This is a genomic window from Alistipes sp., assembly GCF_048465575.1.
GTDB lineage: Bacteria > Bacteroidota > Bacteroidia > Bacteroidales > Rikenellaceae > Alistipes.
The window spans coordinates 1-21,328 of record NZ_DBFWLG010000034.1 but is presented as its reverse complement, the minus strand read 5'-3'; the positions used below and the strand labels follow the sequence as shown (position 1 = coordinate 21,328).

The 21,328-nt window shown below is 61.4% G+C and carries 12 protein-coding genes and 1 tRNA gene; 3 read left to right on the top strand and 10 right to left on the bottom strand.

All coding sequences use genetic code 11. The features are described from left to right. Window positions 1–57: 57 nt before the first annotated feature. The 5 genes from ACMQ11_RS08820 to ACMQ11_RS08800 all read right to left on the bottom strand — a co-directional run bounded on the left by ACMQ11_RS08820 (window position 58) and on the right by ACMQ11_RS08800 (window position 8,688). On the bottom strand, window positions 58–774 hold the full coding sequence (locus tag ACMQ11_RS08820) for an SAM-dependent methyltransferase (RefSeq protein WP_418992398.1): 717 nt from the start codon (window positions 772–774) through the stop codon (window positions 58–60). A 105-nt stretch (window positions 775–879) separates the two neighbouring features. Next, entirely contained in the window at window positions 880–3,249 is a 2,370-nt protein-coding gene (gene alr / locus ACMQ11_RS08815) for an alanine racemase (RefSeq protein ID WP_418992397.1), read from the bottom strand. A gap of 337 nt (window positions 3,250–3,586) precedes the next feature. Then, complete coding sequence (locus ACMQ11_RS08810; RefSeq protein WP_418992396.1) at window positions 3,587–6,073, bottom strand: endonuclease MutS2; 2,487 nt, start codon at window positions 6,071–6,073, stop codon at window positions 3,587–3,589. Between the two features lie 344 nt (window positions 6,074–6,417). Continuing rightward, window positions 6,418–7,434 (bottom strand): MlaD family protein, encoded by a 1,017-nt coding sequence (locus ACMQ11_RS08805; RefSeq protein WP_418992395.1) that lies wholly within the window; start codon window positions 7,432–7,434, stop codon window positions 6,418–6,420. A gap of 15 nt (window positions 7,435–7,449) precedes the next feature. Then, window positions 7,450–8,688: an N-acetylmuramoyl-L-alanine amidase family protein gene (locus ACMQ11_RS08800; protein WP_418992394.1), complete on the bottom strand. Its 1,239-nt coding sequence runs from the start codon at window positions 8,686–8,688 to the stop codon at window positions 7,450–7,452. 139 nt (window positions 8,689–8,827) lie between these two features. Between ACMQ11_RS08800 and ACMQ11_RS08795 the strand changes: the two genes are divergently transcribed. Next, entirely contained in the window at window positions 8,828–11,653 is a 2,826-nt protein-coding gene (locus ACMQ11_RS08795; protein ID WP_418992393.1) for a putative LPS assembly protein LptD, read from the top strand. A gap of 63 nt (window positions 11,654–11,716) precedes the next feature. Here the strand turns inward: ACMQ11_RS08795 and ACMQ11_RS08790 are convergent, their stop codons facing one another. Further along, window positions 11,717–12,571 carry a nitroreductase family protein gene (locus tag ACMQ11_RS08790; protein WP_418992392.1) on the bottom strand — a complete coding sequence of 285 codons (855 nt, stop codon included), beginning with the start codon at window positions 12,569–12,571 and terminating at the stop codon, window positions 11,717–11,719. Window positions 12,572–12,574: 3 nt separating this feature from the next. Beyond that, window positions 12,575–13,819 carry a nucleoside permease gene (locus tag ACMQ11_RS08785; protein ID WP_418992391.1) on the bottom strand — a complete coding sequence of 415 codons (1,245 nt, stop codon included), beginning with the start codon at window positions 13,817–13,819 and terminating at the stop codon, window positions 12,575–12,577. A gap of 137 nt (window positions 13,820–13,956) precedes the next feature. Here ACMQ11_RS08785 and ACMQ11_RS08780 point away from each other — a divergent pair. Beyond that, window positions 13,957–14,027 (top strand) — tRNA-Gln (locus ACMQ11_RS08780). 827 nt (window positions 14,028–14,854) lie between these two features. Here ACMQ11_RS08780 and ACMQ11_RS08775 read toward each other — a convergent pair. The 3 genes from ACMQ11_RS08775 to ACMQ11_RS08765 all read right to left on the bottom strand — a co-directional run bounded on the left by ACMQ11_RS08775 (window position 14,855) and on the right by ACMQ11_RS08765 (window position 20,350). Next, window positions 14,855–15,820: a hypothetical protein gene (locus tag ACMQ11_RS08775; RefSeq protein ID WP_418992390.1), complete on the bottom strand. Its 966-nt coding sequence runs from the start codon at window positions 15,818–15,820 to the stop codon at window positions 14,855–14,857. A gap of 156 nt (window positions 15,821–15,976) precedes the next feature. Continuing rightward, the gene (locus ACMQ11_RS08770) at window positions 15,977–18,094 is read right to left on the bottom strand and encodes a M3 family metallopeptidase (RefSeq protein WP_418992389.1); all 2,118 of its coding nucleotides are present in this window, start codon (window positions 18,092–18,094) and stop codon (window positions 15,977–15,979) included. A gap of 39 nt (window positions 18,095–18,133) precedes the next feature. Continuing rightward, the gene (locus tag ACMQ11_RS08765; protein ID WP_418992388.1) at window positions 18,134–20,350 is read right to left on the bottom strand and encodes a M3 family metallopeptidase; all 2,217 of its coding nucleotides are present in this window, start codon (window positions 20,348–20,350) and stop codon (window positions 18,134–18,136) included. A 93-nt stretch (window positions 20,351–20,443) separates the two neighbouring features. Here ACMQ11_RS08765 and ACMQ11_RS08760 point away from each other — a divergent pair, with 93 nt between their 5' ends. Continuing rightward, window positions 20,444–21,178: a 16S rRNA (uracil(1498)-N(3))-methyltransferase gene (locus ACMQ11_RS08760; protein ID WP_418992387.1), complete on the top strand. Its 735-nt coding sequence runs from the start codon at window positions 20,444–20,446 to the stop codon at window positions 21,176–21,178. Window positions 21,179–21,328: the final 150 nt, after the last annotated feature.

Genomic DNA, 21,328 nt, shown 5'->3' with positions numbered 1-21,328 from the left:
TGTTTTTCGGTTATTCTTTCCACCTATTCGATCAAATTGTATACCACGCGGTTTGCGCTATCGGCCGATGATGAAAATGGCCGGACGTTTGTTCATTTCGGGCCGGGGCAGCGTACGCCAGCGGGCCACCTCGTGCATCCGGACGCTCTCGGCGGGCGCCGTGAGGTCCACGGCCACGGCCAGGCGCGTCGCGGGCGCAAGTATCTCCAGGAGCTGCTCCAGGAGTTTCATATTGCGGTAGGGCGCCTCGATGAAAAGTTGCGACTGCCCCTCCTGCAAGGCGCGCCGCTCGAAATGGCGGATAGCCCGGGCCCGCTCGGGCGGCTTGACCGGGAGGTAGCCGTTGAATGCGAACGACTGCCCGCTCAGCCCCGAAGCCATCACCGCGAGGATGATCGACGACGGCCCCACGAGCGGCACCACGCGGATGCCGCGCCGGTGGCACGCCTCGACCACCAGCGCTCCGGGATCGGCCACGCCCGGCACGCCGGCCTCGGAGATCACGCCCGCCGAGCGGCCAGCAGCGAGCGGTTCGACCAGCTCCTCGACCTCGCGGCCGGCCGTCGTATGTTCGTTCAGTTCGCGGAACTCCAGTTCGCCGATCGGCCGTGCAATGCCCGCCGCGGAGAGAAACCGCCGCGCCGAGCGCGTATTCTCGACGATGAAATAGTCCAGCGCGTCCATCACCGCGCGGTTGGCCGCGGGCAGCACTTCCCACGGTGCCGTCTGGTCCGAAATCGGACAGGGGATCAGGTAGAGGGTTCCGGGTTCCAAAGAAATGAAGAATTAAGAATTAAAAATGAAGAATTCGGGTTGCAGCCTCCGGGGCACGCATCGGGGGTCTCCGCCGGGGGGGGCGGCTCCGAGAGCCGCACACGCTTACTCCTTGAGGTAAATCCGTTTCACCCGGGCCGAGACCGAGGTCATGATCTCGTAGGGAATCGTGTCGAGCACGCGGGCCATCGTTTCGAGGTCATTGCCCGGCTCGGGCGAGAAGATCACCGCCTCGTCGCCCTCGCCGACGCCGGGAATGTCCGTGATGTCGATCATGCAGCTGTCCATGCAGACCCGCCCGACGATGGGCGCCGGACGCCCGTTCACCCGCATCGCCCAACGGCCGCACCCCAGGTGGCGGTCCAGCCCGTCGGCATATCCGATGGGCACGGTGGCGATGACGCTGTCGCGCTGCAATACCTGCGCCCGCCCATAGCCGACTGCCTCACCCACCGCCAGGCGCTTGATCTGCACGATGCGGGTCCGGAGCGTCGCCACCGGGCGCAGCGCCGCGTTGTGCTCCCAGCCGAAGCCGTAAAGCCCCAGTCCGAGGCGGCACATGTCGAACTGCGCCTCGGGGAAGCGCTCGATCGCCGCCGAGTTGGCTGTATGGCGCAGTACAGGACAGGGCAGCGCCGCCGCCAGCCGTGCGCTCATGCGGTCGAACCGGGCGATTTGCGCGCGCGTGTACTCCTCCACGCCGGGCATGTCGGCGCAGTTCAGATGCGAAAAGACCGTAACCACCCGCACCTCGGGCGTCGAAGCCAGCTCCTCGATGAGAGGCGCGAGCTCCTCCTCCGCGAATCCCAGCCGGTGCATCCCCGTATCGAGCTTGATGTGGATCGGATAGCGCATCTCGCCCGCATGGGCAGCCGCCGCTGCGAAGGCCCTGAGCGAGTGCACGCTGTATATCTCGGGTTCCAGCCGGTTTGCGACCATCTGATCGAAACTGTCGGCATCGGCATTGAGCACCACCACGGGCATCGTGATTCCCCGCTCGCGCAGCCGGACGCCCTCGTCGGCGAACGCCACGGCCAGGTAGTCGACCCCCTGGTGCTGCAAGAGCTGCGCGACCTCGAAATCGCCCGTGCCGTACGACCCCGCCTTGACCATGGCCACGAGGCGGGTGCCGAATGCGAGGCGCGAGCGGAAATAGTTGAGATTGTGGATCATGGCATCGAGGTCCACCTCCAGCACCGTGGTGTGGCTCTGCCGCGCGAGGGCGTGTGCCAATTTCTCGAAGCGGTATTCCCGCGCCCCTTTCAGGAGCACGGCGCATCCGGCCACGGCACGGCGGCTCATGCGCTCGATGCACTCTCCGGTCGTGGCGTAAAACTCCGTCGCGCACCCGAAAAGCGCCGCGTGGCGCCGGAGTTCGGGCCCTACCCCGACCAGCCGGTCGATACCCGCGCGGGCGACCAGCTCCGCCACGCGGCCATACAGTTCGTCGTCCCGAAAGCCGCTCTGTGCAATGTCCGACAGCACCAGCGTCCGGGGCCGTCCCATCGCCACGTTGTGCAGGTAGTCCAGCGCCAGGGCCAGCGAGTTCAGATCGAGGTTGTAGGCGTCGTTGACCAGCACCGAATCGTTGATCCCGTCCCGCACCTCGAGCCGCATGGCCACGCTCGGAACCGCGGTAAATGCGGGGGCCGGATAGCCCGTCGCGGTGCAGAACGCCTCGACGAGTTGCGCGTTGCGGCGCATGGGGGCGTTACCCGCAACCGTTGCGGCGGGCTCGGGAAACGTTGCGGCATCGACCGTTTCGCGGTCTGCGAATCGCTCGGCGACCAGCTGTCCCAGCGGTTCGTAAAAACTGTGGTAGACGATCGTCCGCGCCCGGCGGGCCAGTATTAGCTTCTCCTCGCATTTTTGTTCCAGGTCGCGGAAATTCTCCTGATGGGCGTCGCCCAACGAGGTGAAGATCACTGCATCGGGACGAATCACGCGCTCCAGCCGCTCCATCTCTCCGGGCCGGGAAATCCCCGCCTCGATAAGCGCCAGCTCCTCGTCGCCCGCTATCATCAGCACCGACAGGGGTACCCCCAGCTGCGAGTTGTAGCTTTTGGGCGAGCGGTAGCATTTCACCTCCCGGGGCAACTCCCCGGCGATCCACTCCTTGATAATCGTCTTGCCGTTGGAACCCGTGATTGCAACCACCCTGCCCCGGAACTGCGCGCGGTGATGCGCCGCCAGCCGTTGCAGAGCCTCGATGGCATTTTCCACCACGACATACCCGCACCCCGCGGCCACCGGCACCTCCCTTTCGGTCAGAAAGGCCCGGACGCCGCGGTCGCGCATCTGCGCGACAAAGTCGTGCGAATCGTGGTTGGCACCGCGCATGGCAACGAACAAGGGCGCAGCGCCCAGTTCGCATGTCAGCGAACGGCTGTCCGTCACCACCGACTGCACCTCGGAGTCGCAGCCCGTCATTTCACCGCCCACGATCGCGGCAATTTGGGATAGCAGGTATTTCATCGTTTTTGCGTTTATCGCAATTCAGCATTCAATAATTAACGATTCCAGCGAGCCTTGCGCCCTGTGTCATTCCGAACCGAATATCTTTCGATCCCCGAGCGAAAGTCGAGGGGTCGCAAAATCCCGTTCCCTATTACCCCTCTACTTTCCGTTTTCCGTTCTTCACGGTTTAGCTACCGATGGCCTTTCACCTTTCACCTTTCACCTTTCACCTTTCACCTTTCAACCCGCCTTTAGCAGCTTGACTTTGCTGCTGCCCGACATAGCCCGGGAAGCGGTCTCCACACTTGCTTACTCCACAAAGTTGCCTTTCACCTTTCACTTTTCACCTTTCCCCTCAATCGAAAGTCACGATCGTAATGCCCGCTCCGCCGCGGTCGGCGTGTTCGTCTGCGGCCGAGGCGATCTCGGGCACCGTCTTCAGGTAGCGCCGGATCTCCTCTTTCAAAGCCCCTGTCCCCTTGCCGTGGAGGATCGAGACCGACCCCACGCCCACCATCAGGGCGTCGTCGATAAAGTTCTGCACGGCATCCAACGCCTCGGCGGCCCGCATCCCGCGCACGTCGATGTGGTCGCGGAACGCCAATTTGCGGGCCGAAATATCGGACGCGATCACCGTCCGGGCCGCCACGGGCCGCGTCGCCTCGCGGTATTCGTTGTTCGACACGACGGTCAGCAGCGACTTGTCGACCGTCGTCAATATCTGACCGAACGCCACCTGCGCCCGCTTGCCCTTGACTGCCTGCACCACCCCGACCATCTCCTGCCCGGCCATGCGGACTTTCGATCCCGCCTCCACGGGCCTTGGTTTGGGCGGCTCGGCGGCCCCGGCCTCCGGTTTGGCTGCCTGCTGCTGCGTCCTGCGCTCGGCACGTCGCTGGCGTCGGCGTTCGATGCGTTCGATCTCGCGCAGCACATCGGCTTCGCGCTCCGCCGCGTCGGCCCGCTCGACCGTCTCGCGGAACTCGTCCAACTCGCGGCGCGCCAGGCGTGTGAACTCTTTCTCGGCCTGCGCCTCGCGGATGGTCCGGATCGTATTTTCGATCTGCTTGTTGGCCTCGGCGACCAACTGCTGCGCCTCCAACTTCGCTTTTTTGAGAATCTCCTGCCGCTCGGCACGGATTTTTTGCAGCTGCCCGGCGTAGGTCTGCTCCAGTTCCTCGACCTTGCGGTCCGTCAGGCGGATGCGGTCGCGCTTCTGCTCCCAGTAGTGCTTGTCGCGTGCGATCTCGCGCAGCTGCTTCTCGAGGTTGATCCGGTCCGACCCGGCCTTTTCGCTCGCCCGGCGGATGATCTCCTCCGGCAGCCCGATCTTGCGGGCGATTTCGACGGCGAACGAACTGCCGGGCTTGCCCGTCTCGAGCCGGAACAACGGCCGGATATTTTGCACGTCGAACGTCATGGCGCCGTTGGCGACCCCCTCGTTGCTGGCCGCAAAATACTTGATATTGCCGTAGTGGGTCGTAATCACCCCGTAACACCCCTTTTCGAGCAGTTTTTCGAGAATCGCCTCGGCGATGGCCCCGCCGATCACGGGCTCGGTGCCCGAGCCGAACTCGTCGATCAGCACCAGCGTGCGGCCGGAAGCTCCCGCGAGCATCTGCTTCATGTTCTGGAGGTGGGACGAATAGGTCGATAGGTCGTTGTCTATCGACTGTTCGTCGCCGATGTCGATGAAGATGCTCCCGAATACGGGCAGTTCCGACACCTCCGATGCCGGCACCGGGAAGCCGCACTGGAACATGTACTGCACGATGCCCATGGTCTTGAGGCAGACCGACTTGCCGCCGGCATTGGGACCCGAAATCACCAGGATGCGCTTGCGGCGGTCCAACTGCATGTCGAGCGGCACGACCTCGCGCCCCTGCGCCCGCAGGGTCTGTTGCAACAGCGGGTGGCGGGCGTTTTTCAGCACGAGCCGGTCGTCGGTCGAGAGGATCGGCTTCACGCAGCCGTTCTCGGAGGCCCACCTCCCCTTGGCGCGCAGCATGTCGATCTGGGCCAGGTAGTCGCCCGAAGCGGCGATCAAGGGGGCCTCGGGACGGATTTCGTCGGTAAATTCCGTGAGGATGCGCACGATCTCACGCCGCTCGGCGTATTCGAGTTCGCGCAGCTCGTTGTTGAGCTCCACCACCTCGACCGGCTCGACATAGAACGTGCGGCCCGTGGCCGACTGGTCGTGGATGAATCCCTGGAGTTTGCGTTTGTTGGCCGCCGCAACCGGAATCACGGCCTTGCCGTCGCGGATCGAGAGCTGCGCGTCGGCCTCCACGATCCCTGCGCTCTTGGCCGCCGCGAGCACCTGTTGCAGGCGCTTGGCGGCCTGTCCCTCGCGTTCGCGGATCGCGCGGCGGATTTCCGACAGCGCGGGCGAAGCGCTGTCGCGCACCTCGCCGAAGCGGTCGACGAGCCCGTCGATGCGCTGCACGATGCCCGGAAACGCCTCTACCCCGCGCGTCAAGGCGTACAGGGCCGGATAGAGCCGCTCCCGGCTACAGAGAAAGCCCACGACGGCCCCCACTGTCGCCAGCGCGCGGCGGAGCGTCACGACCTCCTCCACGTCGAGGAACGTCCCCTCGACGCGCAGCTTGGCTACGATGCGGTCTATATCCTGGTATTCGCCGCCCGGAAAATCGTGCTCCATTTCGAGCACCACGCGCATCTCGTCGGCCAGCGCGAGCCGGCGGGCGATCTCATCGGGCGCGGTCGAGAAGCCCTGCCCGGCCACCAGTTCCCGCGACGCACGCATGGTACACAGCCCCGCGACCTGCTCGCGGAGCCGGTCGAAACCGATCTTCTGCTCGAATGTAGCGGGGTAAATCATTTCGTTAATTCACAATTCAGAATTCACAATTCATAATTATACGTGTCATTCCGAGCGCCCCTTGTCATTCCGAGCCATAGGCGACGAATCTTCCGCTTATACCCGTATAAGGAAGATCCCTCGTCGCTTGCGCTCCGTCGGGATGGCATTCAATTATTACTTTTCACCTTTCACCTTTAACCCGCCTAAAGGGGCTTGACTTTGCTCCCGCTCGGCATAGTCCGCCCTGCGGCCTCTGCCCTCGCTTACCCGCAGTTAAGCCTGCTGCGCACCCTTTTCCTCCTTGCGGCTCGGCATAGCTTGCTGGGCAGTCTCTGCACTCGCCCGCTGCGTCGGTTCACCTTTCACCTTTCACTTTTCACTTTTAACCTTTTCAAGGAGTCCCGCTCGGCTTTCTCCGCGGCCCGGGCCGCACGGCGGTCGGCTTTCTCTTTCATCTTTTCGGGGCTGCGGCCGAAGAGCGAGAAATGGACGTAGCGCCCCGGGTACTCTTTCAGGTCGGCCAGCAGGGCCGCCAGATTCCCCGAAGCCTCGTCCAGCGCGTCGTAGAGCGCCGGATCGTTCATCAGCTTGCCCACGGTGCCGTTGCCGCGCTCCACCTTGGCCAACAGTTCGTTCAGCCCCGATACGGCCTGCGTGAGCTTTCCGGCGAAATCCTCCTCCGCAAGTTGCGTGGTCATGCGGTTCAGCCCGCCGATCAGGCTGTCCACCCGTCCGGCGTTGCTGCCCAGCATGTCCGAAAAGCGGGTCAGGCTCTCCAAGGCGCTGCGCAGGTCGTTCTTCTCTTTCGAAAGAAGGTCCGCCATGTCGCCCGTCAGACCGTTCAGATTGGCCAGCGTGCCGCTCACGTTGGCCGTGTTGGCCTCGATGAGGTTGTTCAGGTTGTCCAGCGTGCGCGAGAGATCGGAGGTGACCTGCGAAATCTTCTGCTTGAAGAAATCCAACTCCGACCCGGCCACGTCCATCAGGTCGCGGTCGCGGCTCGAACGCAGCGTGTCGCCCTTATGGAGGTAGGTGTGCGACGTGCCGTAGGTGATCTCGATGGCCTTGGCACCCATCAGTCCGTTGCTGAATATCTTGGCCTCGGAGTCGGACGGAATGCGGTACTGCCGTTTGATCGTGAAGCGCAGCACGACCTTGTCGCTGCGCGCCGGGTCGAACGAAAGCCCCGTCACGGTGCCGATCTTCACCCCTTTCATCATGATCGGCGAGGCCGACTGCACGCCGTTGATCTGGTCGTAGGCGGCATAATACTCGACATTGCGGCTGAAGATGTCGAACCCCTTGAGGAACCGTATTCCGGCCCAGGCGGCGCCGATCATCGCCACGGCGAAAATGCCGATCTTAATTTCTCGTTTCATATCCTGTTCATTCGTTTATTGCACGATTTCATCCTCCCGGCAGCAGACCACGAAAGCGTCGGGAAAGACCTTGCGCACCTCGCGGACCCGCTGCTGCGCCGCAGTCCGGTCCCGGTACTCGCCCACGCAGTACTTGTAGCGGAACCTGCCCTGCGAGGCGTACTCGCGGACCTTGCCGCGGTAAGTTTTGAACTGCGACGACGTGAGCGGCACCCGCTTGACCGACGCCATCACCTGCACGGCATAATGCACCTGCGCCTTTTCGGCGGCGGGCGGGGCCGTCCGGGTTTTCGCTGCGGCTTTGCTTTCCGGGGTTTTCGCTCCGGCCCCGCCATTCTCGGTCTTCGGGCCGGAGGCGCTCGCCGAGGCCCCGGCTCCGTCCCCCGCAGGTTTTGCGGCAGAATCCGTACCGTTTTTCTTTTCCGCCGGCTCCGGCCGCTGCGCGGCGTTCTTCTCGGGCTCCTCCGCGCCGCGTGTCTCGAGCACGTAGGCCGAGTAGTCGCGCACGGCGCGGTAGAGCGACCGGGCGATCTCGTTCTGACCCTTTTCCGATTTGAGGTAGGCGGCCTCCTGCGCATTCGACAGAAAGCCGATCTCCGTCAACACGCCCGGCATGTCGGTGGCGTAGAGCACCCTCAGAAGCTGGGGCTTGATCCCCCGCGAGTGGCGTTTGTCTTTCAGGTAGTTGTTCTGGATGCAGCGCGCCAGGGCCATGCTGTATTCGCCGTAGGTGAATTGCAGGTTCTGGATGTAGGCCCGGATGATGGCCGCGGTCCGCTCGTCGGACATGTCCAGCAGGTCGTCGCGGTTGTTCTCGAACAGGGCGTTCTCGTTGTAGCGTTGCTCCTTGGGGCTTTCGCCCATGACGAGCGTCTCGACACCCCGTGCCGCCGTCGATCGGGCGGCGTTGACGTGGATCGAGATGAAGAGGTCGCCTCCGGCCTTGTTGGCGATGTCGGCGCGCGCCTGCAAGTCTGCTATCTTGGTCGCTGCCAGCGCCTTGTCCGTCTTGCGCGTGTAGACCACTTTCACCCCGGGCATCCCCTCCTCGATGAGTTTTCCCAGCTTGAGGGCCACTTTCAGCGTGAGGGTCTTCTCGTACGTTCCGGCGTAATGCGCCCCCGGATCGCCGCCCCCGTGCCCGGCGTCGATGACCACGACGCGGACCCCGTGCGCAATATTCTCGGCGGCGGCCACGTTCCTTAGAACGGTTACGGCCGCTAAGGCCAGCAAGAGGTATAGCCGTGTGCGCATATTTTCAGGGGTCGAATGTGATCTATCGATTATTTTTACCTATCTTTGTCCGGCTAAAAACCGCGCCGGAGGCTACCGGAGCCGTGTTCCAGGCGTTTTTGCCGACATGTCGGCAAAGGTACGGAAAATTTTTGGGATTTTGGATAAATCGAGGGTAAAATATCTCTTCTCGGCGACAGTCGTCCTGCTGTTCGCCCAGGCGGTATTCGGCACCTCCGCACCCCGCGGAACCGCTGCCGCCTCCCCGGCGGACACCCTCCGCGTCCTGGATTCCGCCGCCGCGGCCGCCACCCCCGAATCGCCGCCCCCGACCCGCCGCGAGCGGCGCGAACAGGCCCGTGCGGCGCGCGAAGCGGCCCGCCGCCGCGAAGCGTTCGAACGCCTCCCGCAGCAGGAGAAAGACTCGCTGGCCGCAGCGCAGGTCGACTCGCTGATCGCCGAAAAATCGGCCACAGACACCCTCCGGCGGGATTCGGTCACACAGCCGCGCCCAGCGGGCGCCTTTCTGGACGACCCCATCTCGGGCAAGAACACCGACTCGCTGGTCTACGACGTGAACAACAAGCTGGTCTACATCTACAACGAGGGCGACGTGACGTACCAGAACAGCAACCTCAAGGCCGATTTCATGCGCATCGACATGGACTCGAAGATGATCTACGCCTACGGCAAACCCGACTCGCTCGAGGGCCGCGCCATCGTCACCAAGCCCGAGTTCTCCGAGGGCTCGGCCTCCTACACGATGGACACCATCACCTACAACCTCTCGACCAAAAAGGCCAAGATCAAGGGCGTGGCCACGCAGCAGGGCGACGGCTGGCTGGTGGGCGGCAATGTCAAGAAGATGCCCGACAACACGATCAACATCATGGACGGCAAGTACACCACGTGCGACCAGACCGACCACCCGCATTTCTACCTGGCCATGACCAAGGCCAAGGTCATCCCCGGCAAGAAAGTCGTCACCGGCCCGGCCTACCTGGTCATGGAGGACGTGCCGATCTATTTCCTGGGTATTCCCGAGGGTTTCTTTCCGATCAACATGGGTCCCAAGTCGGGCCTGCTGATGCCCACCTACGGCGAGGAGTACTCCAAAGGCTTCTTCCTGCGCGACCTGGGTTACTATTTCACCCTGGGCGAATACGCCGACCTGGCCTTGCGCGGAGGCTTCTACACGCTGGGATCATGGGAGGCCTCGGCCGCCTCGCGCTACATCAAGCGCTACAAGTACAGCGGCAGTTTCAATATGCAGTACTCCAACGTCAAGACGGGCGAAAAGGGCGAGCCGGACTACATCAAGCAGAGCAATTTCCGCGTCCAGTGGACCCATTCGCAGGACCCCAAGGCCAACCCCGGTTCGACGTTCTCGGCCTCGGTCAATTTCGCCACCAGCGGTTACAGCCGCTACTCGGCCACCAACCTCAACGACATCCTCTCGACGCAGACCAACTCCTCGATCTCCTACTCGAAGAACTGGGCCGGCACTCCGTTCTCGCTCTCGGCCAACATGGCCATCTCGCAGAACTCGCAGAACAAGTCGATCTCCGTGACGCTCCCCACCGTGGTGTTCAACGTCTCGCGCTTCTACCCTTTCAAACGCAAGGAAAAGACGGGCAAGGACCGCTGGTACGAGAAAATTTCGATGCAGTACACCGGCAAGCTGACCAACTCGGTGACCACCACCGAGAGCAAGATCTTCTCCAAGGAGACGCTCGAAAACATGCGCAACGGCATCGAGCACACGATTCCGGTCTCGGCCTCGTTCAACCTCTTCAACTACATCAACGTCTCGCCCTCGGTCAACTACAACGAAAAGTGGTATTTCAAGCGCGTCGAGTTCGAGTGGAATCCCGTCACGAACAAGACCGACACGCTGCCCACCGATTACGGTTTCTACCGCCTCTACAACTACAATTTCAACGTCTCGGCCTCGACCACGGTCTACGGCATGTACGACTTTACCAAGAAGCGCCGCGACCGGAAGATCCAGGCCATCCGCCACACGCTCACCCCCTCGATCGGTTTCTCCTACGCCCCCGATTTCAGCGACCAGAAATACGGCTACTACCGCACGCGGCAGACCGACTCCACGGGGCGCTTCACCACCTACTCGCCCTACGCGGTCAACGCCTACGGCGTCCCCTCGTCGGGTCGTCAGATGTCGATGAATTTCGCCCTCTCGCAGAACCTCGAGATGAAAGTGCTCTCCAAGCGCGACACCTCGGGCGTCAAGAAGATCAAGCTGATCGACGAACTGCGCATCAGCGCCTCGTACAATTTCCTGGCCGACTCGATGCGTCTTTCGACCATTCCCATCTCGTTCCGCACCACGCTGTTCGGCAATTTCGGCATCAACCTCTCGGCGACGCTCGACCCCTACCGCGTCACCCCCCAGGGCAAGCGCTACGACAAGCTCTTCTTCCCGGGCCGCATCGTCTCGACGGGCTGGTCGTTCGGCTACACGTTCAAGTCGCGGCAGGACCGCTCGCAACCCGCCATCAACGACATCAACAGCATCCCGCCCGAGTACATGAATCCTTTTTACGACCCCTACGGACACATGGACCCCGTGCTTCGGCGGCAATATATGGCCCTCACATACTACGATTTCTCGCTGCCGTGGAACCTCGGATTCAACTACACGGTCAACTACTCGATCTCCTACGAGAACAACGGCACCACGGGCTACCGCAAGAACGTCACGCAGACCATCGGATTCAACGGCTCGGTCACCATCACCCCCAAGACGGCCGTCACGTTCCAGGGCGGCTACGACATCATGAAGAACAAGCTGACCACCTCGTCGATCAACATCACGCGCGACCTCCACTGCTGGCAAATGTCTTTCTCGTGGATTCCGTTCGGCTACCACCGCTCGTGGAGCTTCAACATCGGCGTCAGGGCCTCCTCGCTCGCAGACCTCAAGTACGACAAGTCGCAGTCCATGTACGACAACATGTATTGAGACACCCCGAAACACAAGCGCGGCGCTCCCGAAAACGGGGCGCCGCGCTACACTTTCCGCGGGCTATCTCCAGGTCACCCCGGCCGGTTCGCGGTCGATGTAGTTCGGGTATTGGAACCGCGGCATTCCCAACGCCATCACGGCGCCGATGCGGCGTCCCTCCAGCCCGAGCATCCGAAGCAGCCCCTCTTCCCGGTCCTGCGCGTGGGCCGTCATCACAAACCCCATGTAGATCTGGCTCACACCCAGCGCCTCGGCCATGAGCGAGGCGTTCTCGTAGGCCAGGTTCGCATCCTCGGCGGCGAAGCGGCTCGCTTTCGGAGCGTGGATGATGAGCACCGCCCGGGCACCCCGCAGAATCCGGTCCGTCCCGGCCTCGAAATCGCGGCGCATCCGCTCGAACTGCGGCAGGTAGCGGTAGGCGTCCGGCACGATCCGGCGCAGCACGGGCCGCAGCAGCGGGTTCGAAAGTCGCCGGGCGATCTTCCCGAATACCCCGAGCGTGTACTGACTGATCCGGCGCAGCTCCGCGGGGTCGGTCACCACCAGATACCCCAGCCCGCGCGCATTGGAAGCCGTCGGAGCCCGGTCGGCGGCGGCCACGATCCGCCGCAGCAGCTCGGGCGGCACCTCCCGGTCGGCCAGAACGCGGTTCGAGCGCCGCACGGCCAGCAGCAGTTCCAACTGTTCGGGCGTCGGCAGGCAAGCCCGGTCGGCGGCGTGGACCCGTTCGGGCGGAAACGCCTCGTGCGCCACGGCCCCCACGGGGCAGGCCGCCACACAATGTCCGCAGAGGATGCACGCCTCCGGACGGCACACCTCGACCGGACCCCCTTGCTCCCGGCAGAAGACCCGGGCCGGACACACCTCCACGCAACGGCCGCAGCGGATGCAGTTTTCCCGAATACCTATGTTCATATCCTAATGCTTGATCCCCTCCATTTCGGCAGGGTTGTGCTTATACTTGAAAACCAGCGCAAAAACGACGGCTACCACCAAAGCGTAGGCCGCAAAGATATACCACGAATCGGGCCAGCCGTAGGCATCGACGATGGCCCCGGCGGCATACGATCCGAAGAAAGCGCCGAAGCCGTTGGTCATGATCATGAAGACGCCCTGCGCCGAGGAGCGTATCTCGCGCGCGGTCTCTTTCTCGACGAAGAGCGAGCCCGAGATATTGAAGAAATCGAACGCCACGCCGTAGACGAGCATCGACAGCACGAGGAATACGGCGCCCGAGCCGGGGTTCCCGATCCCGAAGAAGCCGAAGCGCAGCACCCAGGCCAGCATCGAGATCAGCATGACTTTCTTGATGCCGAAGCGGCGCAGGAAGAACGGGATCAAGAGGATGCACAGTGTCTCGGACATCTGCGAGAGCGACAGCAGGATCACCGAGTGCTTGACGATGGCCGACGAAGCGTACTGGGGCATCTGCCCGAAATTCTGGATATAGCTATCGCCGAAGGCATTGGTGATCTGCAAGGCGGCTCCCAGCAGCATCGAGAAGATGAAGAAGATGGCCATGCGTTTCTCCTTGAAGAGAGCGAATGCCCTGAGGCCCAGCGTATCGATCCACGACTGCTTCTCGACGCGCTTCACGACGGGACATTTGGGCAGGGTGAACGAGTAGATGGCCAGCACGAACGAGAGCAGCGCCGAGACGTAGAGCTGCCACGCCGTGAGCTTGATCTGCACGCCGCCGATATGGGTCAGATCGACGAACCACATCGCGGCGATGAATCCCACGGTGCCCCACACGCGGATAGGCGGAAAATGCTTGACCGCATCCAGCCGCGCCAGGTCCAGCGCATTGTAAGCCACGGAGTTCGACAGGGCGATCGTCGGCATGTAGAACATCACGCTCAGCAGCATGCAGGTATACAGCGGCCCGTACTGGGTCTGCGAAGCCGCGGCCACGAGCAGCGCGCCGCTCACCAGGTGGCAGATGCCCAGCAGTTTCTGAGCCGGAATCCAGCGGTCGGCGACGATGCCCATGACGGCCGGCATGAAGAGCGACGCAATGCCCATCGTAGCGAAGAAGCTGCCGATCTGCAACCCCGTGAAATCCAACCCTCCACCCAGGTAGGCGCCCAGCGAAATGAGCCACGAACCCCAGATGGCGTACTGGAGGAAATTCATGACGATCAATCGAAATTTGATTCCCATAATTTTCTGATTTTATGTAGTTTTAAGTTTCCTGCGATTTACCGGTGCAATGATTAAAGCAAATGTAAGAAAAAAATTTCGGATTTTTCTTTGCAATTGAAAATAAAAGTCCTACTTTTGCATCACCAAAATGCCACTGAGCTATGGTGTAACGGTAACACAACAGATTCTGGTCCTGTTATTCCAGGTTCGAATCCTGGTAGCTCAACTAAAAAGACGTCCCGAAAGGACGTCTTTTTAGTTGAGCTGGCGCCCACACAGACAATCCTCCCAAACCCTCCTTTGATAAGGAGGGCTTTGTACAAATAACAATCACTTTCCATTGTGCAACTTTTGCCGTTCCATCGGACGTCTTTTTAGTTGAGCTGACTCCCATACAGACAATCCTCCCAAACCCTCCTTTGATAAGGAGGGCTTTGTACAAATAACAATCATTTTTCATTGTGCAACTTTTGCCGTTCCATCGGACGTCTTTTTAGTTGAGCCGGCGCCCATACAGACAATCCTCCCAAACCCTCCTTTGATAAGTAATGCTTCCCCGCAAACAAACCAGTCGCGGCCGAAGCACACCGCGAACATCGTCCGCCCCGCCCTTTCACGATCGAACCGGCTTCCGCCTCGAATTTCCGCTCGGGCCCGCGCACCTTACCCCTTGCGTGGAGCCGATCCAACTCGTCACGCAATCCCCGTTCCGCAAATCGGAACACCAGCCCGGTTCTGTTTCGCAAAACGAAAATCCGGCCGGCACGATTCCGCATAACGTGAAACCGAAAGGCTCCATCGAGCTCCCGTGGCAAAATCAGAAACCCGCAGCCGTGAATTTTTCGCTTTCGGTCTTGTACGGATGCTCCGGATGCACTACTTTTGCATCGGTTCTCAGGGTGAACCGTGAAGAATTCGTATCGGAAACGATGAGTGACGCCATCGTGAAGTAGGATGGACCAGCCAAGTGATTTCGGGAAAATCACGAACCACGACGCAACGGTTCGCGCAGTCCGGATGACTTCGGGGGAGAGTTTCGGCTCTCCCCTTTCTTTATCCCAGTTCGGCCGCGATCTTGCGCTGCCGCCTGAAATAGTCGATGCGCTGCATCTCGCCGCTGCGCGAAATGAGCGTCGAAAATCGGGTCTGCGTATGAATCCACCGTTGCACATAGTCGTACATGGCCGCGTCGCCAGTATAGAGTCCGTTCAGCGAGAAAAGTCCCATTCCCGCCACCTTGAGGCGCTTTGCAGCTATATAGAAATAGGTCGATTCGATGTCCACGCCCGAGAGGTAGAACAATACGCCGTTCCCGTTGTCTAACTCCCCGCTGCCGGCCAGGTGCTCCATTTGGTCGATCATGTGCAACATCTCTTCGCGGAGCTTGCAGCTGCTCGGTCCCGAAACGAGGTGCATGGCGCGGAACGCGCGGATAGCATTTACCCAATGCTTGAAACAACTCTCGTCGAAGACATAGCTCGTAGCGGGGGCCCTCTGCGAAGCGGCGACATACGCCCGGCAGCTGCGGGACAAGCGTTCGGGCAGTTCGAAATCCTCGAAGCAATGCACCGCCCCATCCGTCGCATTGTGCTGATAGAGCCATTTGTAGAGTTTGAAGCGGGCCATGTTTTCGTAGCGGAGATAGAATTCGGCCGGAATCGAGTTGGTCGCCATGGCGATCCGCGCCGACTGATCGCAGGCTATCTCCTCGAAAAAACGCACGTCGCTTTCGAGCAACTGACTGTAAGCCGTCAGCGGCGATTCGAAATCGGTGAACTTGAGCCGGAAATCGACATGCCCTGCATTGGCCGACCCGACCGCACCGTCGAGCGAGAAATTGAGCCGGCTGCTCAGGGCCGCGGCCTCACCGAACGAGAAAGGCACCTCGCCCCGCAACCGCCGGTAAGCCGCTTCGCGGCCCACATGCAAGGTTTCGGTGACCAACTGCGAGGGGTTCGAATGATCGGGAGTATGCGCGCAAACGGATTCGACGAAAGCGGCATTGAATTTCTGCAACATAATTTAGGACCGATTAGGATAGTGTATTAAAAGTAACCAAGATGGGCAAAATTAAAAATTTGTAGCAATTATGCAAACGGAGGCCCGAGGTACGGGCATAAATCACGAAAGAGGAGCGCCGAAGCACTCCTCTTTCATCCTGGACAGACTGGCTGCCTATTTTCCGAGCCCCATCTTTTCGATCAGCGCCTCCGTCCGGGGCTTGTGACCGCGGAAGCGGACATAGAGCTCCATCGGATGCTCCGTGCCGCCTTTCGAGAGAATGTTTTCACGGAACGCGCCGGCCACCTCGCGGTTGAATATTCCCTTCTGCTTGAAGAGCGAGAACGCATCGGCCTCGAGCACCTCGGCCCACTTGTAGCCGTAGTACCCGGCCGCGTAGCCGCCCGAGAAGATATGTCCGAACGCCGTGGCCATAGCCGTCCCCTCGACCGCGGGAAGCACCTGCGCCGGAGCCATCGACTGCCTTTCGAACGCCTCGACATCGCCCTCGTAAGGCTCCGTCAGGGTATGCCAAGCCATGTCCGTGAAGCCGAACGACAGCTGCCGCACGTTGGCGTAGGCCGCCAGGTAGTTCTGGGCGGCCACGATCCGGTCGACGATCTCGGCCGGCATCGGCTCACCGGTCTTGTAGTGTACGGCCCAGAGGTCCAGAAACTCCTTTTCCGTAGCCCAGTTCTCCATGATCTGCGAGGGCAGCTCCACGAAATCGCGGTAGACGCTGGTGCCGGTCTGCGAGGCGTATTTCCCCTCGCCCAGCATCCCGTGCAACGAGTGGCCGAACTCGTGCAGGAACGTCTCCACCTCGTCGAAAGTCAGCAGCGACGGGGTCGTCGCGGTGGGTTTTGTGAAATTCATCACCAGCGACACCAGCGGGCGGGTCTCCACCCCGTCGACGATCTTCGCGCCGCGGAACTCGGTCATCCACGCTCCCGAGCGCTTCGACTCGCGGGGGAAGAAATCGAGGTAGAGCACGGCCATGAAGCGCCCTTTCTCGTCCGTCACGTCGTAGGCCGTCACATCGGGATGGTAGACGTCGATCGCGGGGTTGGGCGTAAAGTTCAGCCCGTAGAGCTTGTTGGCCAAGAGGAACACGCCCTTGCGGACGTTTTCCAACTGGAAATAGGGTTTGACCACCTCGTCGCTCAGGGCGTAGGTCTCGTCCTTGTATTTCTCGCTGTAATAGGCCCAGTCCCAGGGCATCAGATCGCCCTCGAATCCCTGCCGGGCGGCATAGTCGGCGACCATCCGGTAATCCGCGTCGGCATACTCCTTGGTCCGGGAGAGCAGCTCCTGCAAAAAGGAGTCGACCGTCCCGGTGTTCTCGGCCATGCGTTCCTCCAGCACGTAATCCGCGTAGCACTTGTAACCCAGCAGGTTGGCGATCTTGAGCCGCAGCGCGGCGATCTTCTTCACAATCTCCGTGTTGTCGAACTCGCCGCCCAGGGCCCGCGAATTAGAGGCCCTCCACAGCTTCTCCTTGAGCGCCCGGTTCGACGAATAGGTCAGAAAAGGCACGTAGCTTGGCGCCTGCAAGGTCACCGTCCACCCTTTCCGGCCGCGGGCCGCGGCGTCGGCGGCCATCCCCTCGCGGACGAACTCGGGCAGCTCGGCTACCTGCTTCGGATCGGTGATGTGGATCGTAAAAGCGTTGGTCGCAGCCAGCGCATTCTGCCCGAATTGCAGCGTCAGGCCCGACAGTTCGGTGGTGTACCGGCGGTAGAGCTCCTTGTCGGCGTCCGAGAGGGCCGCGCCGCTGCGGGCAAACCCCTTGTAGGTATCTTCCAGCAGTTTCTTGTCCTCTTTGCGAAGATGTCCCGGATTGTCGTACACCGCTTTCACGCGGGCGAACAGTTCGGGGTTGAGCGAGATGTCGTTCGACAGCTCCGTCAAACGGGGCTGCACGCGCTCGGCGATCTGCTGCATCTCGTCCGACGTGTCGGCTTCCAGCAGGTTGAAGAAGATGCCGGCGATGCGGTCGAGCAGTTCGCCGTGCCGCTCCAGCGCGACGATGGTGTTGCCGAACGTGGGCTTGGCGGGGTTGCGGACGATGGCCTCGATTTCGGCCCGCGAGCAGGCGATCGCGGCGTCGAACGCCGGTTCGTAGTCCTTGAGCTCGATCTTCGAGAACGGAGGTGTTTGGTAGGGTGTATTCCAATCGGCCAGCAGCGGATTGGAGGTGTCCAACTCGGGCAGCTGCGCCTTGGGGATCGAATTGTCCGCGCAGCCGGCCGCAAGGGCTGAAAATGTCATGACGATAAGTGCTTTTTTCATGTTCGTATTCGGGTTTTTCGTTTCTTCGATGGGTTTGGATCAGTGTTGGGTTGCGGAGCCGGTCAGCGGCCGGATCGGCAGGGCCGGCACGGCGGTTGTCGCCTCTGCGTCCTGGGGTGCCGCCGCGGGCTCTTCGGCGGGTTCGGGATCGGTCCACAGCCCGCGGCCGCTGAGCATGGCCCGTTTGTCGGGTTCCTTGCCGCGGAATGCACGGTAGAGCGACATGCCGTCCTCCGATCCGCCGCGGGCGAGCAGTTTATAGCGGAAATCGCGGGCGATCTGCTTGTTGAAGAGGTCGCCGCTCTCGCGGAACGCCTCATAGGCGTCCTTGTCCAGCACCTCGGCCCAGGTGTAGAAATAGTAGCCGGCCGAGTAACCGCCGTCGAAGATGTGGCTGAAATAGGGGTAGCGGTAGCGCGGCTCGATCTGGGGGATCAGCCCGCGCTTTTCGACAAGCGCCCGCCGTTCGAACGCCATCGGGTCGAACGGCTCGTAGGTCTCGAGCGAGTGGATGTCCATGTCCGTAAGCGACGCGGCGATCAGCTCCGTGGTCACGAATCCCTGGTTGAAGAGCTCGCTGCGGCGCATTTTTTCGACAAGGTAATCCGGGATCGCCTCGCTCGTGCGATAGTGAATGGCGTAATGCTTGAGCATCTCGGGTTCGAACGCCCAGTTCTCCATCACCTGCGAGGGCAGTTCGACGAAATCGCCCTCGACCTCCGCAAGACCGCGGTATTTCACGTCGTGGAAGAGGAAATGCAGGGCGTGGCCGAACTCGTGGAAAAGGGTCTCGGTCTCGTCGAGCGTCAGCAGCGCGGGGGTATTGCCCGCCGGGCGCGTGAAGTTGGCCACTACCGATACCACCGGAGCCACGCGCTTGCCGTCGCGGTAGGTCTGCTCGACGTAGTTGCCGCACCAGGCGCCCTGGCTCTTGCCCTCGCGCGGGAAATAGTCGAAATAGAGCACCCCGAGGTGCGACTGGTCGGCGTCGAGCACCTCGTAAGCGGCGGCTTCGGGGTGGTAGAGCGGCACGACGATCGGCCGGAACGAGATGCCGTAGAGCCGGTTGGCCAGGAAGAAGATGCCGCTCTGCACGTTTTCGAGCGAAAAGTAGGGGCGCAGCATCTCCTCGTCGAGGGCGTATTTCTGCTTGCGGACTTTCTCGGCATAGTACCACCAGTCCCACGAGGCGAACTCCCCGTCGGGATGGTCCTGCTTGAACAGCGGTTCCATCTCCGCCAGCTCGCCCTTGGCGCGCTCCAACGCGGGGTGCCAGATCTCCTCCAGCAGGCCGTAAACCGCCTCGGTTGAGCCGGCCATCTGGTCGGCCACCACGTAGGCCGCGTAAGAGGGGTAGCCCAAAAGGTGCGCCTTTTCGGTCCGCAAGCGGATGAAATCATTGATAAGTTGTTTGTTGTCGTACTTGTCGCCGTTGTTGCAGCGGTTGAGGTATGCCGTGTAGAGCTGCTCGCGCAGATCGCGCCGCGAAGAGTAGGTCAGAAAGGGGATCAGACTGGGCTTGTGCAGCGTGAAGACATACTTTCCGTTCTTGTCCATCGCCTTTGCTTTCTCGCCCGCCTGCTCCCTTACGCCCGTTGGCAGGCCGTCGAGCTCCTTTGAGTCGAGCACCAGCGTGTAGTTGTTGTTCTCGGCCAGAAGGTTCTGCCCGAATTTCACGGCCGTCAGCGACAGCTCCTCGTTGATCTGCTTGAGCCGCTCTTTCTTGTCGGCATCGAGCAGCGCCCCTGCGCGCACGAAACCGTCGTAGGTCTTTTGCAGCAAGCGGCTTTGCTCCGCATCCAGGTCGAGCGTCGCACGGCGGTCGTAGACCGCGCGAATCTTGTCGAAGAGCTTTTCGTTGAGCAGAATCCGGTCGGCATGGGCCGTCAGCCGGGGCATGGCCTCCTCTTCGATGGCCTGCAACCGCTCGTTCGTCTCTGCCGCAGAGAGCATCCCGAACACCAGCTCGGTCTGGGCGAGCGCCTGCCCGGCGTTGTCGTAGGCCAGGATGACGTTCTCGAACGTCGGTTCGTCGTTGTTGGTCACGATCGCATCGATCTCGGCCTCGTGCAGCGACATGCCGCGTTCGAACGCGGGCATGAAATGCTCGGGGCGGATGCGGTCGAAAGGCGGTACGCCGTAGGGCGTGTCCCACTGCGCGAGCAGCGGATTCTCCCCCTGGGTTTGGGGTTTGTTACAGGACGCAAGAGTCATAAGCAGCGTACAAGCGGTGAATAAAGCGGTGATCCGTTTCATCTATTCGTGTTATTTTATGTAACTTTGCGGTCGCCGACCGCCTCGCGCGCGCAAGAGCGGTCCGATCTGCAAAGATAGTAAATATATACAGGTATGCAACTTTTTTACGCCCCCGACATCGCACCGTCCCGCTACACCCTCACCGAAGAGGAGTCGAAGCACTGCGTGCGCGTACTGCGCCTGGGCCGCGGCGATACCCTCCATATAACCGACGGACAGGGCAATTTATTTTGTTGCCGCATCACGGACGACGATCCCCGCCGCTGCACGGTCGAGGTCGTCTCCGCCGAGCGGGAGTTCGAAAAACTCCCCTATGCGCTGACCGTGGCCGTCGCTCCGACCAAAAACACCGAGCGCTTCGAGTGGTTCCTGGAAAAAGCCACCGAGGTGGGCGTCAGCGGGATCATCCCGCTTCTGAGCGAGCACAGCGAGCGCCGCACGTTCCGGCCCGAGCGGGGCGAGAAAATCCTTACGGCGGCCATGAAGCAGTCGCTCAAGGCCTACCGCCCCGTGCTGCACCCGCTCACCGGCTTCCGCGAGGCGGTCGAAACTCCGCTGAACGGACGCAGGTTTATTGCCCACTGCGCCCCTGCGCACTCCCCCGGCGGCAAGGCCTATCTCGCCGACACGCTCCGCCCGGGCGAGGACGCCCTGGTGCTGATCGGCCCCGAGGGCGACTTTTCGACCGCGGAGATCGACCTGGCGCTCGCGTGCGGCTTCGAGGAGATCACCCTCGGCTCTCAGCGCCTGCGCACCGAAACCGCGGCCCTCGCGGCCGTGATGATGGCCTCGGTCGTCAACAATTCACAATTCATAATTCATAATTAAAATGTCTTCCGAACCGCAGTGCTTCCACCAAGAATGATTTAGCAATTTTTAATTCTTAATTTTTAATTCTAAATTTAATCGTCATTCCGATCCGCAGGTAAGGAATCTTCCGCATTGCTTTCCACCTTTCACCTTTCACCTTTCACCTTT